The organism is Acinetobacter piscicola (genome assembly GCF_015218165.1).
GTDB classification, from domain to species: Bacteria; Pseudomonadota; Gammaproteobacteria; order Pseudomonadales; family Moraxellaceae; genus Acinetobacter; species Acinetobacter piscicola_A.
Window position 1 is genome coordinate 3,732,729 of record NZ_CP048659.1, and the last position, 15,663, is coordinate 3,748,391.

The following is a 15,663-nucleotide window of genomic DNA, read 5'->3' on the forward strand; positions in this document are numbered from 1 at the left end:
CCCAAAAAAATATGACCCAATGATTTTTTAGTTTAGTTTAAGATTTCGAACATCGATTTTCCCTGTCACCACTTGCGTGATTAAGGTTGAGCGATATTCCCTTAAGACCTGAATAGTTTGATGTACTTTATCAACCATACCATCAATGTCGTGAACTCCTTCGGCAATAAAGTTTGAGATAAACTCCTGCTCTTCTAGAGGAGGCACAGCAACTTTCAAATATGATAACCTTTCAGCTTTGATACCAATAGCAGTCGATCCACTTGAATAGGTGTACAAACTATCCTGAAAAGATCTAGAAAGCATAAAGTACTTTAAGAATGTATTATTAATAACGTCTTTTTTTCCTCTAAACTTGATAATTCGCTGAGCTAAAGCTATATCAGTTTTATCAATCTGAGCAATCTCACCTAAAGGTGCTTCGGTTGTTAATAATACATCTCCAATTTCTGGTAAACCTCTAGACATAATATCTAAGTACAAATCTTCTTCGACATATTCTTTAGATAACGAATAGTCGATAAAACCATTTTTAATATTTCTCGCTGTTACTAAAAAAACACCCTGTTCGACTTTTTCAGGAGTCTTACCACGATAATCAACAATAGAAGCTAATGACTTCTTAAGCCCCATTATTTTCCAATGTTTAGGAATATCACCTATCCATTTAATTCCTGTTTTTTTCATCTCTACAGTAGGATTTAAGCCCTTTGTCACCGCATGAGAAATCAAAGCCACTCGTTGTTCAGCCAATTTTTCCAATAGAGTTTCTTGCTTGGCAATTAAAGCATCAACTTGGGCAAGGCGTTTATCTAAAAAATCTGCAATGAATTTTTGTTCTGATAATGGTAATTCAACAATCGGCAATCGGACTAAATCAGTTGAATTAATAGCGGGATAACTTACGCCAACAGAATTCGCGACAATATTTCCCACCATACCTTCTGACTGAATCCAATAACCAATGAATTTTGAGTCGAACTTTTCTGAAGGTCGAAGCACTGCAAATCCTGTTGAGGCAATTAAATTTTCCTCAGCAGATTCAACATAAGTGATCGCCTTTAGATAAGTACGAACAGTAGAAACTAGCACATCACCACTTTTAACCACTCGTCTAGCTCGTGATGGTGCATTTTCAAATAAGAGTTCTTCTTTATGCTTAATACCTTCAGTCAAAGAAACACTGGAAATGTCAACATATAGAATTTCATAATCTAGCTCAGTGTTCTCACCTAAAGCTTCATCATTGCAAGTGACAGCAAATTTTAATTGCTTAACATTCCAATGGTTAGGGATTTCCCCTAACCATTGCACGCCACTATCCTTATAACTTTCGTAACGTGGTAACTGGCTCATGCAGACAGACCTCCTAACATCTGCATAATCTCCTGCTCAAGCTGAACAATCTCAGACTTAATTTCCTCTAAAGGACGTGGTGGCTCATAGACATAGAAATGACGGTTAATTGGAATTTCATAACCCACTTTAGTTTTACTATAGTCAATCCACGCATCAGCCACATGCGGTAAAACTTCCGCCTTTAAATACGCTTCACAGTGCGTTGTAACCAATGGCAATAACTTAGATAAGTCAGGCTCTTTGTCATAATTTACAGGTAAAGGTAAAGTCAAATTGTCAGGGAATGAAACAAGTTCCGTATCACGCAATTGCGTATCTGGCTCAATATTTCCTTTACTGTCTTTGCAGACATCCGCAGTTTGGTCACGTTCAGACAACGCTTCCAAAATCGCTTTCTTCACAGGTGCACCAAGTTTAAAACTTAGACCTTTTAGAATTGGCTCAAGCACTTTTAAGAACGCATCACGATTCTTCCAAACCTGATCAGAAATTTTTGCTGTAAGTGCCTTTTTAATCGCGTCCTGTTGTAAACGACCTGCTTGCTCCTCTTTCGAAATTTCAGCAGTATCTTTGACTTTCTTACTCTTCGCTAAACTTGCAAAAGCAGATTGATCATCCAACAAGGCAATACGTTCAGCAGAAATTGTAAAGTTCAAACGCAAAGGACGTTCTACAGTCAGCTTTAAATAACCGAAATCTTGATTATTGAAAATCTTCGAACACACCTTCGCTTCACCAGCATTGGTTTGAATCATTGCACTGGTGTCTTGATCTTTAAATTTCGAATAGAACCTAGTCAGCTCAGCAATGTGGTCTTTAGATAACTCATGACGCTTGTTACCTAAACTTTTCGCCATTTTCTGATAATGCGCCGTACCATCAATAAGCTGTACCTTACCTTTACGCTGCTCAGATTTTTTGTTCGAAATAATCCAAACATAAGTATAAATACCTGTGTTATAGAACATCTGATCAGGTAAAGCGATAATCGCTTCAAGCCAATCATTTTCGATAATCCAACGACGAATATTACTTTCACCACTGCCTGCATCACCTGTAAATAATGGTGAACCATTAAATACTACGGCAATACGTGAACCTTCCCCACCATTTTCAGGCGAAGGCTTCATTTTAGAAATCATGTGTTGAGCGAACAACAATGATCCATCATTGATACGTGGCAAGCCTGCACCAAAGCGACCTGAAAAGCCCTGTTTCTCTTCTTCATCAATAAATTCTTTTTGGTTTTTCCATTCCACACCAAAAGGAGGATTTGAGAACATATAGTGGAAGTCTTTATCTGCATGACCATCACGCGGAACATAACCATCTTTTTCCTTGGCATTTTTCACACCAAGCGTATCGCCATAGACAATGTTTTCAGCAGGTTCATCTTTAATCAACAAGTCAGAACAACAGATGGCGTATGACTCAGGGTTATACTCTTGTCCATACATATCAAGGCTAATCTTGTCATTGTATTTCTTAAGAAATTTTTCAGACTCAGACAGCATCCCGCCCGTACCAGCCGTAGGGTCGTAAATACTGCGGTGTACGCCAGCTTTAACAAGCTCTTTCTGATCCTCTTCAAAGATCAAATTCACCATCAATTCAATCACTTCACGAGGCGTAAAGTGATCCCCTGCTTCCTCATTTGCCTGTTCATTGAACTTACGTACTAACTCTTCAAATAAGTAACCCATTTGTAGATTACTCACACTACTAGGCGCAAGACTTAAACCTGACTCTACCAAACCATTACGGAACTCTTGGAAAACTTTATACAGACGGTTTGCATCATCAAGTTTTTCAATTTCTTTAGCAAACTCAAACTTCGCGAAAATATCCTTTGCTTTAGGTGAAAAACCATCAATATACTTTGTTAAATTTGCCGTAAATTGATCTGGGTCATCCAACAGTTTTTGTAGATTAAAACCACTGATGTTATAAAGATTTTGTTTACGATTTTTATCCGCAATTTGACTCAACTGCTTTTGTAAAAAGACATTCGGATTTTTATCTTGCAAATTCGCCACAGCTTTTTCATAGCATGCTTTCATCTCATCTGCATACGGTGCAAGAATTGCATCAAAACGCCCTAATACAATTAATGGCAACATCACACGACGATACTGTGGTGGACGATAAGGGCCACGAATAATGTTGGCGATACTCCAGACTAATCCTACAATTTTGCCATGTTGTGAGTGTTGATTTACTTCATTTGTCATTTTCATTTCTCCAATTCAAAAATTCGGTTTATTGCGCCACTTTGGCTTGCACTAAAATTTGTTCGCTCTTCGCTTGATTGTATTCGGCTCTTAAAGCTGTCAATTGTTTGAATATTAAAGCTTCATTGTGTGCTTCTTCGGCAAGTCGAAGAATCTCTTCTTGTTGAAACATAGAAGGAATAACTATTTCAGCTTCTTTTAAGGTCGAAATACTAAGCATCATGAGCAATGACCCTCGACTATTCATTTCAAAATAAGATCGCATTGCTTGTGAATGGTTAAAGTACCAAGCTAAAAATTCGGGTTTTATGTTATCAACATTCAAATTCACAACGATAAATTGATTACTCACAGCAACCTGATCCACTTGCTGACCTTTGAACACATATGCTCTTGGTTCCCCACGAGCAACCACAATGAGTGAATTATGCTTTAAATATTGTGGCTTCGAATCATAAGACCACTCAAGATCAACCAGTTGATCATCTAAAATAATGACTTGTTCCTTGGTTAAATCCTTAATTTGAATCGTTTTTAAATCAAAAGCATTTACTGATTTTTCAGGGGGGCGTTGCGTAAATCCTGTATAAATCTCAGCAATATTTTTTAATTTCGTCTCCATAGTCTTTCCTTTTAATAAACTTGGAGTACTTTGTTATTTTTCAGATATAATCCTATTTAACAAAGTCTCCTGTGATTAGTGAGTTTTGTTTTGAAAAATTACTGGTTTGGCGATTAGCTAATTTTTCAAATTCACGCAGTAGAACCTCTACTGAAGTTTTTTACTGCGTGAAATCACTATACGATGTTACTTCCATTAATGCAAATATATTTTGCACTTTTTATCGTACTGCAAAAAATAAAACCTCATTCTTCCACTGCTTCTATGTGCTTTTTATATCCTATATAGCCTTTTAACGACCATCTTTGCATTGCAAACTTAATGTAACGCTCTTCCTGATCATCGATAATTTCACTATAAAAATCAGAATAATAATTAATAGTTTTCTTAACATCACTCATAGCTTTAACGTTTTTCCGAACACTTTTTCCTGCTAGTCGTACATGATATAAATCTGTTGGGGCCTCCTGTTCAAACCCATCAAGATATCGATCTGCTTTGATCCACACATCATCATCACTACCTTGAATATTTAAACGAAGTTCCAGTAACACAAAATTGCCAAGTCTTCTTTTTTGATAACGATCAACTTCTCTACAATTTTGGCCCTCAAGATTTCTATTCTCTTTCGCCCACAAATGCTCTACTGACAAATAATCATTGGTTTTACCAGATGATCTACTCTTTAAAATTTTATCTATATTGATGGTCTTATTAGGTTGCAAAGAAGACTCATAGTTCATTAAGAAGTAGCGAATCCCTCTCCACCCGTAAAAATCAAATGGGTTTTTAGGATCTAAGCGGAAAGACTCCTTAAACCAACTATCTCTAGCATGGCGCTGTGTAAAATCTACCAATAAATATTCAAGTGCTTGATCATCATTAATTAAATTTATATTACCAATTTGTCGATTTTCTTCTGCTATGTAATGATTTAATAAATTGTCATGATAGTATTTACTTGCATATTGGTATAAATCACCTTGCCCAGTATCCTTTCTAAATGTCATGTTGTTAGCAATATAAATTCGAAAATTTAACTTCTCCAATAGTTCAAGATGTCGTTCAAGAACAGCTCCCTCTCCTTTATTTTTTAAGACTAAAGCAAGAAACAACGGCATAATTGAAGCATGTACATTCTGAGCTCGAATATTTTCAATCAATGGCTGAATTGCTTTATCTAGACCAATATAATTTGGGGCATAAAGATGTTCATACCATTTTGCTGAAAGCTTTAAAAATGAGATGAAGTCTTGAAGCTTTTTAATCACCGCATGTTTTTTATCTAGGGATTTTAAACATTCATCAATTTTTATTCGAGACTTAAGCACATCATAGCCGTACTGACTATCCGTCTTATTCATTTTAAAAAAGACGACTAGGCAATATCTTAAAAATGAGCTCTCTTCACCAGGTGATGTTTTTTTTGCATTATTCAGTGCAAGTAATATGTCAGACCAATGGTCGGTAATCTCATCTCTAAGTGATAGCGCTGACAACTTAATCGAACAGTAAATTAAATAGTTTTTAACTTTCTCTAATTCACTCAATTGTTTCCCTCTATTATTGATAACCTCAAACATAATTCCTGTTTCAGCATCTTCAATAGGTGAATAAACTAAAAAGCCTAATCTATCTTCTAAAACATCTAAAATTTTTTCAATATCAATGCCTGATGTAATTTTGTCAGATAACCATTTATGTATCTTATTTCGCGCATTGAATAAACGTTCATGTGATTCTAATGTAATAGGAGCATTTTCTAAATTTCCATCAGCTAGAATTACTTTTTCAAAGAATTTACACGTATCAACGTTCAATTTAAAAACATAAGATTCATTACCTATATCTCCACGCTTTATGTATTTTAAATTGAGTATTTCTTTTACGCTTTTATTAGAAAATGATGTGATGCATTTCAAAAAAGTGACTAAAGTCGTTAAACGTTGTTGTCCATCTACAATATTGTAATGATTTGGTTTATTCAAAACTTGCGAAAGCACAAGCGTTCCAGTGAAATGCCTGACCGCAGTAGCATCTAAAAGAAGATGTTCTACATCTTTTAGTAATTCTTCTATCTGTTTATCATCCCATGCATACCCTCTCTGATAGTCTGGAATATAAAAAAATTTTCCTTCAAAAATTTCTGGTAATGTATATAACTGCTGGACAAAAGAATTATCCATAAATCCCCCAATAAATAATTTAAATCCAAGATATTCCACTTGATTTATTAGTTTTTCAAATAAATATAAAATATTCTTGACATGCAAAAGTCATTTATCTATATCTAATTTTTCATGTTTCTTGATCAAAAGACTCAGTTCTGATTGATCGACTGCACACTGTTCAAAGACCCTTTTCAAAATATTGATTTTGGATTTGGTCGAACAATCGGTATAGAGAAAAACTGAGTTAGTAATCTCAGTAAAACTATTGGTTGTCGCTTGGAGGGCAAGATCATAAAATTTTATGTCAGAACATAAGTTCATAATCTTTGCTGTATGTTGCTCTAAAAAGTATTTCACAACATCCATTTGCATTTCTTTCCATGATTGAACTTTAGACTCTACACCATACAAGCTATACGACACCAACGTACAACCAGTAAAGTCAAAATCATCTTCTAGTAAATACTCATTAATGTCTTGTACAGGTGGTGCATAAACTGTTATTGGGTAATACCACAATTTAAATGCTTTAGCAGACAATCTCTTTCGTCTTTCTTTTATTTCTGTTTCAGTCCACTGACTGCAATCTCTAACATATTGATTTAAACGTAAATTACTGTCTTTAAATCCATGTTCAATCTCTAACTTATCTTTAAAAGGACGATTGCTATATTTACTGTTATATCCTGTTAAAGTCAGATTCGGTAAAGTATGCAACCATCGTTCATGAACTTGTTGTGCTTGTTCACCAAGTTCATGTTGCCATACCTTTGAAAGAGTTTGGGGCATAATATGCTCAATCGTATAAGTACCATCTTTAATACGCTCAATGACGTTAATTTGCTCTTTACTTTCTTCATTTTCCAAGAAGCTGAATAAATAAGCCTTGTTCTTTGGACTCATGGCATAGATATTACGACTAAATAATGCCTGTTCAAATTCTTCATCATTTGGGAAACGACTAGATTCGTCTTTATTCAATAAGACATATTTATAAACTTCAACATATGTAGCTGATGAATCTGATTGCATTCTCTTTATTATATCTTTATCTAAAGTCGCAAAAATTTTAGATAATGCATTAGTTGCCAAACCAACAATCAAACGTCTGAATAAAAAGATTTCAGTAATTCGTAAAAGCTCATTCACTTCATCGTCATTGATATTTTGTCTATCCCAACGTTTTAAAATTGCTAAAAGCGTAGGAAAAATAACCGTAAACTCTAACTGATTTAGCCTCACCAAAACCGAAGAAAAACTTTTTCTATATTGCACAGGATCTAAAATAATCGCATATAACTTTGAATATTCTAGTAAGTCTTTCAGAAGATTTTCTACATCCTCATTCTTCTTTTTGACATACTCTTTAAAAGTAAAATAGATATCTTTAATCACTACAGTACGGTTAAGCTGTAAGGTCAGATAATCTTTAAAAAACTCGCTAACTTTAAACTGAGTATTTTTTTCAATTTTATTCCAATAGCTTTCGTAATATTTTTCCTGTAAATCACTGGAAAGCCCCATCAAAATAAAATTACGAATTTTGTCACCTTCTTCCAGCTCTAGTCCTGTAGAATTTAAACTCTCAAAAATAAGCTGTGGATCATCTTCTTTTTCTAAAAATATATCAATGGTTTGCAATCTTGAAATAGCATCATACAAGTCATCGATATCAATCTTGTCATTAATAATACGCTCTCTAAAATATCTAAAATTTGAGGTTACATTAGAGCCTTCAATCCATTCCGATTCATCCTCAAACAAGGCATCAAATGCTTTACAGTCATCTTTAATAGGTTTAAGTCTAATCTTACGCTGATCTTCCTGATACTCATCAACCAAATGCTTTTTAGTAATTTTATCAATTAAGCGTTCATCTCTAGGTATTACCTTTTTATGTCTTAATAGATCAACTATCGCAATCAATAGAATAGAGATTGTTGTCAGCCTCTGTTGACCATCGATAATCAAATAATCTTCACGTTTACCACCTTGCATATGACTAGAAACGATACTGCCAAAAAAATGCGGTGTGTCAGGTTTAGCAATTAAATTTTTCAGATCATTCAGTAACTGAGCACAATGCTTATTCTGCCAACTATAATTACGTTGGTATACAGGAATGATGAACCTCTTGTCTGAACCATCAATAAATTTCAAAAATTGCTTTGCCTCGCCCTTCATTTTTCCCCCTTATAAAATTGAATCCATTGTTCTTAGGTATGCTCAAAAGTATTACTATTTTCTACAAGTAAAGCACCTATGTACTTTAATTTATTCAAGTCATCTAAAGATAGCCAAGATTGATTTTATTTATTTTTAGTTTGAATTGATTGACTAAAAATTATGGTAATTCTATCATTCAGATACTGACCTACATTGTCAGTCGGTTTTGACAGACCGTTTCATACAGCGTATCAGACTTATACTTTCTGAGTGTGAGTTATGTGCGAAACCTTCTCGTCCCCCTTTGCGGTAGAACGGGAGGGGGACGCGTTCGCGCGTGCTGGTTCTGTATGTCCAGTCTGTCAACCCCCTTTCGTTCTGCCACCATAATCAATTGACAGTGATTTGGTAGAACTTCTTATTACATACAGGAGTCACCATGCAAATCTTTATCTCATCTTTAACATCAAGGTTAGTAAATCAACTGATCGATATCCTTCTATTATCAAAAGCATTGCCTCATCAAACTCACCAAAAATTAAAAAATGCTTAGAAGCTTTAACTAAAATTATATTCTTTGACTATGACTTTATAGAGTGATGGATTGAGTCTGCACGTCAGTACTTTGGTTTATTGCAACATGCTGATTAAAAATAAGATCTCTTACCATAACCCTACTCATATTCAAAAAATAAAAATGGATGAAATAACAATGAAAATTTATTTATATGTCCCAAGTCTACTTGCCGTGATCTTACTACTGACAGGTTGCGCCAGTAAATCTGAACGTGAGTTCGTTAATGGCTGTAAATCAAGTGGTGCTGATGGTTCTACCTGTGAATGCGTCTATGAAAAAATTGAAGATCAATATGGTGCAGATCGACTAGAAGAAAAATTTTATATCATTAGCCAAACCCAAGAATTTCAAGACGAAATTGTACGATACGGCATGCAATGCATGAAGGAGTAGTGTCATGCGCTTTCTTGCAGGAATTATTGTTGTCATTGTAATTGTTGCATTTTTAGGTCTGCCTTTTATTGGCTTCATGCTTATGGTGGGTCTATTTATGCTTTTAGTTAATTTTGCTGTGGGTGGGGATAAAAAATGAAAGACAATATTAAAGCTTGGGTGATTGGTGGTTATTTCTTGATTGGCTTCTTTTTTACAGTTTATCAGAACTTCTGGGGGCAATATAGCTATAAGTCATTCGCCTATCACATTGGTCGTGGAATCGTCTGGCCTGCGGTGATGTTCCCTTCTGTGGGCAAATTTATTGGGGGCGTTTTAATACTGATCATTATTGCTGTCTTAGTTTTGCGCTCTAAATAACTCTAAAATCAACTGTTTGCATATAGCCGTCTGCTCGAGAGCTTCATTGATATCGACAGTACGGTTATGGTGGCTTGAAGTGGTTTTGGCATTTGAGACATTATACGGGCAAAAGAGTTATGAGTTGATTGACTGACCAATGTGCTTGGTTCGTAAATAATTTCATTTTTTAATACCTTAATAGCACTTAGAGAATTTGATAAAAAAATTAAATAAGTAGGCTCATTCTCAATGAAAAGCAATCTTAAAAATTAATTTTTAAGATTGCTTGACCAGAAAAAGTTTAAATTCTCAACTTGTTAACTGCTGTATCAATTACATTTCAGGTTGAAGTTTGATCCCCTCAAGTTTACTAATGACCTTTTTATTGGCAGCACATTCAACTGTGGCAAGTAATTTATCACCATTACTCACTTCAACACCTGCGGTATATTGTTGTGCTATTTTGTCTGAACTCTCACTTACACGATAAATCGTTTTTCCATTTGGGATATTGATTGCATAATTCTCATAACGCCCAATCCCTGCCCATTGATACGTTGTCACTTTATTTCGAGGAACTGTGATTGCCAACTCTGGCTTGGTTTTGACCTTGCCAAATGAATAGTGAATAGTTTTACCTGCATCACATACCTCAATCACTTTATTATTCGTTGTGGTACAACTAAATACGGTTTGACTCTGACTAGGGCATGCTGCAAATGCTGAATGGCTACACATCACAGTCAGTGCTATTAGAAATTTTTTCATTTTTAAATCCTGATTAATTTGGATAACGACAATACTTTTCTTCACCAAATGGCTCATCACCACCTAAACTAAGCGCTGTCACTTTTTGATTTTTTAATTGCTGGGTTGTGATATCCCCACCCCAAGTATTAAATATCAAATTGATAGAGCCTTCAGGTCCACTTCTAACCACATAATCTGCGATTGCACCCTCACCCCAACCTTCGTGATAGCACCCATATTTGAGCTTTTTCTCAATGGTGTTAATGCTTTCTTTATTCAAAAAAACTTTAACGCCATCCGTCGATAAATAGTCTGTTGCATTCTTGCCACTCAGTGTGACATTGCTTAAACCATATTCACCAAAATGAGCTGCTATCCGATTGCCATTTTTCAGTTTCCAAATGGTTAAGTCTTCTGCTTGCTCTATAGGTTTACCGAGTTTAGTAGTGACACTTTTGAGTGAGTCTCCTACAGTCAGCTTCGCCCCATTTGCAGAAATAAAATCATCTGCAAATACACTCGTCGTCATTGCAAGTACACTTGTGAAAAGAATAACTTTTGAAATTTTCATAAAATAAACTCTTGATTGATCCTGTTATTATTCATTGATGAATTTGTCGTATTAAATTGTTATAGCCTCTCTATTTTTTACTTATTTTCACCCATGCATAAATTAACAAAAAAATGTATATAAATCAAATTAGGGTCTGTTGACATTTGTTGATTAAAAAAATAGCGAGATAGTAAAATTAAATCGCCAAACCCAATTTTACACTCGCTATGCCTCGAACAATGCTAAATGATCAACACTGGTCCAAGTTACTTGCTATTTTCCGTCACTTTAATATTTATCTCAAATTAAATTTACGGAATTTTATTGAAGCGATTTTATTTCGAATTAGAACAGGCTGTCCTTGGCGTGATTTACCTCAAGAGTTTGGTAAATCAAATTCTATTTTTAAGAAATATAATCGATGGTCTAAAAATAGTAAGTTTATGAATATTTTTAAATTATTCAGCCAGCATGCTGATAAAGAGTGGATTTTTATCGATGGGAGCCATGTACGAGCGCATCAACATTCAGCTGGTATTAAGAATCAAAGTATTTCCAAAAGTATTGGTGGTAATAGTTCAAAAATACATTTAGCAATCGATTCAAATGGTAATCCTATTGAATTTATTATTTCAGATGGAACTTCACATGATATTAAGGTTGCACCTGATCTTGTATCAAAATTAGATTTAACAGAGTCAGAAATGCTATGTGCAGATAAAGGCTATGATTCAGAAAGTTTCAGAAAGAAAATTAGAGAAAGTAATACGAAAGCAAACATTCCTCGAAGATCAAATGCCAAATCTAGCAATGATGATATGGACTGGTATATGTATAAAATCAGACATTTAGTTGAAAATGCATTTTGTAGATTAAAACAATTTAGAGGAATTGCCACAAGATACGATAAGCTAAAACGTAACTATCAAAGCGCTGTTGCTTTAGCTTGTATATTTATATGGTTGCCTCTTTAGCTCAATTTATCGGCTGTAAATGTCAACACACCCTAAAATCTGGGCATTACCCTGACTATTTTGACTGCATTTAATTCACTACTTTTACACTCTGTTGTAAGCCCTGTTGTATCTCCTGTGCAAAGGCTTCGCCTTGTTTGAACTTTGACTTTGCTTGAGGTGTAGATTTAGGCTGTAGCGGTTCAAGCTCAGAAGTTTCTTCGGTATAAAACTCCTCTACCACATCCAAACCCTCCTCGGTATTCACTTCAAACTGTGCATTGGCAAAGCCTTGCCGTGCCATCTGATCTAAAGCTGTTTGATTAAATCCACTCTGCTTACTTTGCTGATCAATCTCCTTGGCGATTTGAATCGCTTGTTGAAGTTGAATCCCCTCCCTTAAAGTTAAATCCACGTAATACACAGGCGTGCGATAGCTTTGTGTGGTGGACTTACCTCGAAGGGTTAGTTGTAGTGGTAAACAGGACAACAAACCATTGGATACTGCATAGTAATAATTCAATCTCGCTGCCAGTGTCCGAATACTATTAAAACCTGTGGTTCTAAAGATAAATGTGCCAAGTTCATCCGACTCATCTAAATTAACATGCAACCGTCCGAAGGGTTTACACTGCCCACCTTGTGCCAAGGGGCATAAATCAGGGGATGGACAAGGATGCTGTTCTACCCCTTGATGGGTGAGTCTTTGACAGGTTTGCCCATTGCCAATACAAATGGGACGCCCTGTTTGCCGATCAAACAAAGTGTATTCAGCCCGTAGATTCAGTTCAGGATCATTAAAAATCATTCGCACAGGAATAGAACGTAGCTTTCCATTTTGTGCATGTGCGCGAAGTTGCTCATCCAATGGATGTTTCACCCAACCTTCTTTATTCTGTATTTGACTGGTAATGGTAAATTGATCGTCCTTTTCAGGCAGTCGTTTCCCATTCTTTTCAATGACTTTACCAATGCTGATCCGTCCAAGTACAGGCGGTGTAATGGCTAAACCTTTAATCATGGCATTGTTCCTTAATTTTATTTATTTACTGATTCCCCAAATCCATTGAATGCACTGTCTCCTACACCATATTTTTAACCCTCCTAAAAAACTATTTTCAGTCACAGGTTATGGGAGAAATCAGGTGCGATCCTAAAAAATGCAAAGCTTCTCCAACGCCCTTTTCTTAGCACTAAGGAAAGGGCAAAAGGGGCGGCTTTGCACGTATTTAAAATTTGGGGGGAATGAATGGATTTGATATGCTGTGTAATAATGCGAGTAGATAAAGAGCCTATTTATACTGTTGCAGGATAAATATTAAATCGTCTACTGCCGTGGCGATTTTGAGGATATTGTTGCAAGAGTTCAGGCTGTACCTGTAGTAGTGCTTTTTGATCCAATACCACACTGTCCTTAGATTTCTTCCAAGTCACCGTCCCTTTAGAGAAAATGGCTTTTTCAGCCTCTTTCATTAGTGTTTGAATTCGATGCTTGAGATAGTCATATTTAGTCTGATGTTGTAGCAATTGCTCCTCCTCATGTAATAGATCACTAAACAATTGATCAACACCTTCTAGCGTAGAAAAATCAACGGTCTGCAACGGGATATGTTGTGGATACAGCAACTGCAAGGCTTTGGCAGCTGATGCACTAGCATCAACACTAGGTGGAAGATCGTGTTCTACACAATGCCAAAATATTTGTTCGGACGCCATGATTTGCTCAATGACGCTCTCATTGCGTTCCACTTTAAATATCTTGGCTTCATGTCCGCAGATCAAGGCACAGATATGCGCTGCCTGCTTACCTGTAACTGCCAGTTGGTGTTGTACTTGAATAATCACATATAACGGTACACCATCACGCCATAATTTTGTGCCCCATTCACCCACAGATTTACATTCTAAAATTTGCACTTCATCACAGCCAACAACACTGTAATCTAAATTAGCTAACATAAAATATTTGTCAGGATCGGGGTGTTGTAATACAGCATTAACCTTCCGCACTTTATGACCTGTTTTATGTTGGTAATAATGAGCAATCAAGGGTTCAAGCTGATGCCCCCAATACAAAGGTGAATAATTGTTTTGAGTTAATGCATCAGATCCTGTTTGTATCCGACCTGTTTTAATCATCCATAGTTCCAACATGCTCATGTGGGGATTGAGTCCGCAAGCTGCTGCTGCATCACTACTACCAATTCCCTGTTTGCGAACATCTAACCATTGTTCATGGCTCATGCCTTTGGTTGTGGCAAGGCGTTTAGCATGGAAACGATGAGGTTTAACTGATTGTGGGGATGATGGTAAATATGCTGATGCTGTGGATTTATTGGTTTGTGGTTCAACGATGTGATTCATGAGATGCTCCATCTCTGTAAAAAATTAAAATTTCGGCATAAAAAACCGCATCGGGAAGATGCGGTAAGGGAGTTGGGATAGGCGCTGTATAAGACTGAACAAAGCTTAGACTGATCAGACTCACTTGTGTTTTAAGCTACCATTCTGAGTGCTTGTTCTAGTCCTCGTTGTTTAATGGCTAAGCCTGTACCAAACCAAGCAGAATCCAGTCGGTGGTCGGTACTCATCGCCCGACGTTCGTGATCCACAAATTCAGTGATGCTACAGAGCAAGCCGTAGGCTGTGCCTTTGGCTGAACTGAGTTCTGCACCCCGTCCTTGACCATTAAACATATCCATGACTTTCGACATGGCTCGTCCATTCGGTTCAGTTTTATTGGTTGTATTGGCTTCATTCGCCACATTGCGATAGAACTGGATAATGTTCTCATCCTGTTCAGCAAGACTTAAACTGGTATTATTAAACACCGCATCAAAGTAGGCTGCCGCTTCCTGTTGACTCACTTTACGCTGACTGAGTTGCTTCATTTCATACATGTGCTCATCCCAAGCGCCTACCGAAATGCCCAATTGTTGTTTGACCTTTTCTGCATCAAACTTAGTACTATGAGGAACTTTCACCACACCTGCACTGCTGTTTTGTCCTTTCAGCGCAATGGCTAAGGTGTTGTTACATACCACACGGATCGAAGTAAATTGTGCGGTTGTGGCTAGCGTTCCGTCACATGCTGTGGCTAACAGAATATAGCCATTACTGACATCCTTAGCTTTAAGTGCGCTACTTTGCCCTGTACGTGCCAACGCCCAGAATTTCTTACCGCCTTTCAATACACCTGCTGTTTCCAGTTCAAAACCTGATTGCTCGGTTAGATCACGGTAGAATTCTAAAATCTCAATCGGTTGCACTTCTTGATAACGTTGACTGACCACCGATAAAGGGGCATGGGTATCAGAACGATATAAAACCCTTTGTTCTTCATAGGGTAAAATAATGCTTTGTCCTCGTTCATTCTGCGCCATATAACTAACGTTTGAACTTTCAATCCGCCAGTCCATTCCTGCTTGTTGTGCCCAGACCTCAATTGACTGATCCCGCGTAAGCTGATGACCGAGACCATGCCAAGGCGTTTCACCCACATACGCCATGTGTTCAACTTGATGTGCCATGATACTTCCTCCTTTC

14 protein-coding genes are annotated in these 15,663 nt (G+C 36.5%); 4 read left to right on the plus strand and 10 right to left on the minus strand.

The window, feature by feature from the left end:
- Window positions 1–27: 27 nt before the first annotated feature.
- The 5 genes from G0028_RS18460 to G0028_RS18480 all read right to left on the minus strand — a co-directional run bounded on the left by G0028_RS18460 (window position 28) and on the right by G0028_RS18480 (window position 8,567).
- A complete protein-coding gene (locus G0028_RS18460) occupies window positions 28–1,356 on the minus strand; it encodes a restriction endonuclease subunit S (protein WP_180047525.1) in 1,329 nt (442 codons plus the stop codon).
- Entirely contained in the window at window positions 1,353–3,590 is a 2,238-nt protein-coding gene (locus tag G0028_RS18465; protein WP_180047524.1) for a type I restriction-modification system subunit M, read from the minus strand. The genes G0028_RS18460 and G0028_RS18465 overlap by 4 nt, the downstream gene beginning before the upstream one ends.
- A 28-nt stretch (window positions 3,591–3,618) precedes the next feature.
- Window positions 3,619–4,212 (minus strand): restriction endonuclease subunit S, encoded by a 594-nt coding sequence (locus G0028_RS18470; protein ID WP_180047523.1) that lies wholly within the window; start codon window positions 4,210–4,212, stop codon window positions 3,619–3,621.
- Window positions 4,213–4,457: 245 nt separating this feature from the next.
- Window positions 4,458–6,398, minus strand: coding sequence for a DUF262 domain-containing protein (locus G0028_RS18475; RefSeq protein ID WP_180047522.1), 1,941 nt, complete (start codon window positions 6,396–6,398; stop codon window positions 4,458–4,460).
- Window positions 6,399–6,488: 90 nt separating this feature from the next.
- Window positions 6,489–8,567 carry a DUF262 domain-containing protein gene (locus G0028_RS18480; protein ID WP_180047521.1) on the minus strand — a complete coding sequence of 693 codons (2,079 nt, stop codon included), beginning with the start codon at window positions 8,565–8,567 and terminating at the stop codon, window positions 6,489–6,491.
- A gap of 694 nt (window positions 8,568–9,261) precedes the next feature.
- Here G0028_RS18480 and G0028_RS18485 point away from each other — a divergent pair.
- The 3 genes from G0028_RS18485 to G0028_RS18490 are packed head-to-tail and all read left to right on the plus strand — an operon-like array spanning window position 9,262 to window position 9,879.
- Window positions 9,262–9,519 carry a hypothetical protein gene (locus G0028_RS18485; RefSeq protein WP_180047520.1) on the plus strand — a complete coding sequence of 86 codons (258 nt, stop codon included), beginning with the start codon at window positions 9,262–9,264 and terminating at the stop codon, window positions 9,517–9,519.
- A gap of 4 nt (window positions 9,520–9,523) precedes the next feature.
- Entirely contained in the window at window positions 9,524–9,658 is a 135-nt protein-coding gene (locus G0028_RS21275) for a hypothetical protein (protein ID WP_257222300.1), read from the plus strand.
- Window positions 9,655–9,879 carry a hypothetical protein gene (locus G0028_RS18490; protein ID WP_180047519.1) on the plus strand — a complete coding sequence of 75 codons (225 nt, stop codon included), beginning with the start codon at window positions 9,655–9,657 and terminating at the stop codon, window positions 9,877–9,879. Before G0028_RS21275 ends, G0028_RS18490 begins: the two co-directional genes overlap by 4 nt.
- 315 nt (window positions 9,880–10,194) lie before the next feature.
- On the opposite strand, the gene G0028_RS18495 is transcribed toward G0028_RS18490, so the two are convergent.
- Window positions 10,195–10,629, minus strand: a complete 435-nt coding sequence (locus G0028_RS18495) for a hypothetical protein (protein ID WP_180047518.1) — start codon at window positions 10,627–10,629, stop codon at window positions 10,195–10,197.
- 13 nt (window positions 10,630–10,642) lie between these two features.
- Entirely contained in the window at window positions 10,643–11,182 is a 540-nt protein-coding gene (locus G0028_RS18500; protein WP_180047517.1) for a hypothetical protein, read from the minus strand.
- Window positions 11,183–11,391: 209 nt separating this feature from the next.
- On the opposite strand from G0028_RS18500, the gene G0028_RS18505 reads away from it, so the two are divergent.
- A complete protein-coding gene (locus G0028_RS18505) occupies window positions 11,392–12,138 on the plus strand; it encodes an IS5 family transposase (RefSeq protein ID WP_026056797.1) in 747 nt (248 codons plus the stop codon).
- Window positions 12,139–12,208: 70 nt separating this feature from the next.
- On the opposite strand, the gene G0028_RS18510 is transcribed toward G0028_RS18505, so the two are convergent.
- The 3 genes from G0028_RS18510 to G0028_RS18520 all read right to left on the minus strand — a co-directional run bounded on the left by G0028_RS18510 (window position 12,209) and on the right by G0028_RS18520 (window position 15,647).
- Window positions 12,209–13,138 (minus strand): hydrolase or metal-binding protein, encoded by a 930-nt coding sequence (locus G0028_RS18510; protein WP_180047328.1) that lies wholly within the window; start codon window positions 13,136–13,138, stop codon window positions 12,209–12,211.
- A 275-nt stretch (window positions 13,139–13,413) separates the two neighbouring features.
- A complete protein-coding gene (locus G0028_RS18515; RefSeq protein WP_180047330.1) occupies window positions 13,414–14,481 on the minus strand; it encodes a YqaJ viral recombinase family protein in 1,068 nt (355 codons plus the stop codon).
- A 131-nt stretch (window positions 14,482–14,612) separates the two neighbouring features.
- Window positions 14,613–15,647: a DUF932 domain-containing protein gene (locus tag G0028_RS18520; RefSeq protein ID WP_180047332.1), complete on the minus strand. Its 1,035-nt coding sequence runs from the start codon at window positions 15,645–15,647 to the stop codon at window positions 14,613–14,615.
- Window positions 15,648–15,663: the final 16 nt, after the last annotated feature.

Coding starts and splice junctions, on each gene's coding strand:
- G0028_RS18515 (WP_180047330.1), bottom strand. CDS start 14,481: ATGAATCACATCGTTGAACCACAAACCAATAAATCCACAGCATCAGCA.
- G0028_RS18485 (WP_180047520.1), top strand. CDS start 9,262: ATGAAAATTTATTTATATGTCCCAAGTCTACTTGCCGTGATCTTACTA.
- G0028_RS21275 (WP_257222300.1), top strand. CDS start 9,524: ATGCGCTTTCTTGCAGGAATTATTGTTGTCATTGTAATTGTTGCATTT.
- G0028_RS18465 (WP_180047524.1), bottom strand. CDS start 3,590: ATGACAAATGAAGTAAATCAACACTCACAACATGGCAAAATTGTAGGA.
- G0028_RS18495 (WP_180047518.1), bottom strand. CDS start 10,629: ATGAAAAAATTTCTAATAGCACTGACTGTGATGTGTAGCCATTCAGCA.
- G0028_RS18475 (WP_180047522.1), bottom strand. CDS start 6,398: ATGGATAATTCTTTTGTCCAGCAGTTATATACATTACCAGAAATTTTT.
- G0028_RS18520 (WP_180047332.1), bottom strand. CDS start 15,647: ATGGCACATCAAGTTGAACACATGGCGTATGTGGGTGAAACGCCTTGG.
- G0028_RS18460 (WP_180047525.1), bottom strand. CDS start 1,356: ATGAGCCAGTTACCACGTTACGAAAGTTATAAGGATAGTGGCGTGCAA.
- G0028_RS18490 (WP_180047519.1), top strand. CDS start 9,655: ATGAAAGACAATATTAAAGCTTGGGTGATTGGTGGTTATTTCTTGATT.
- G0028_RS18480 (WP_180047521.1), bottom strand. CDS start 8,567: ATGAAGGGCGAGGCAAAGCAATTTTTGAAATTTATTGATGGTTCAGAC.
- G0028_RS18510 (WP_180047328.1), bottom strand. CDS start 13,138: ATGATTAAAGGTTTAGCCATTACACCGCCTGTACTTGGACGGATCAGC.
- G0028_RS18500 (WP_180047517.1), bottom strand. CDS start 11,182: ATGAAAATTTCAAAAGTTATTCTTTTCACAAGTGTACTTGCAATGACG.
- G0028_RS18470 (WP_180047523.1), bottom strand. CDS start 4,212: ATGGAGACGAAATTAAAAAATATTGCTGAGATTTATACAGGATTTACG.
- G0028_RS18505 (WP_026056797.1), top strand. CDS start 11,392: ATGCCTCGAACAATGCTAAATGATCAACACTGGTCCAAGTTACTTGCT.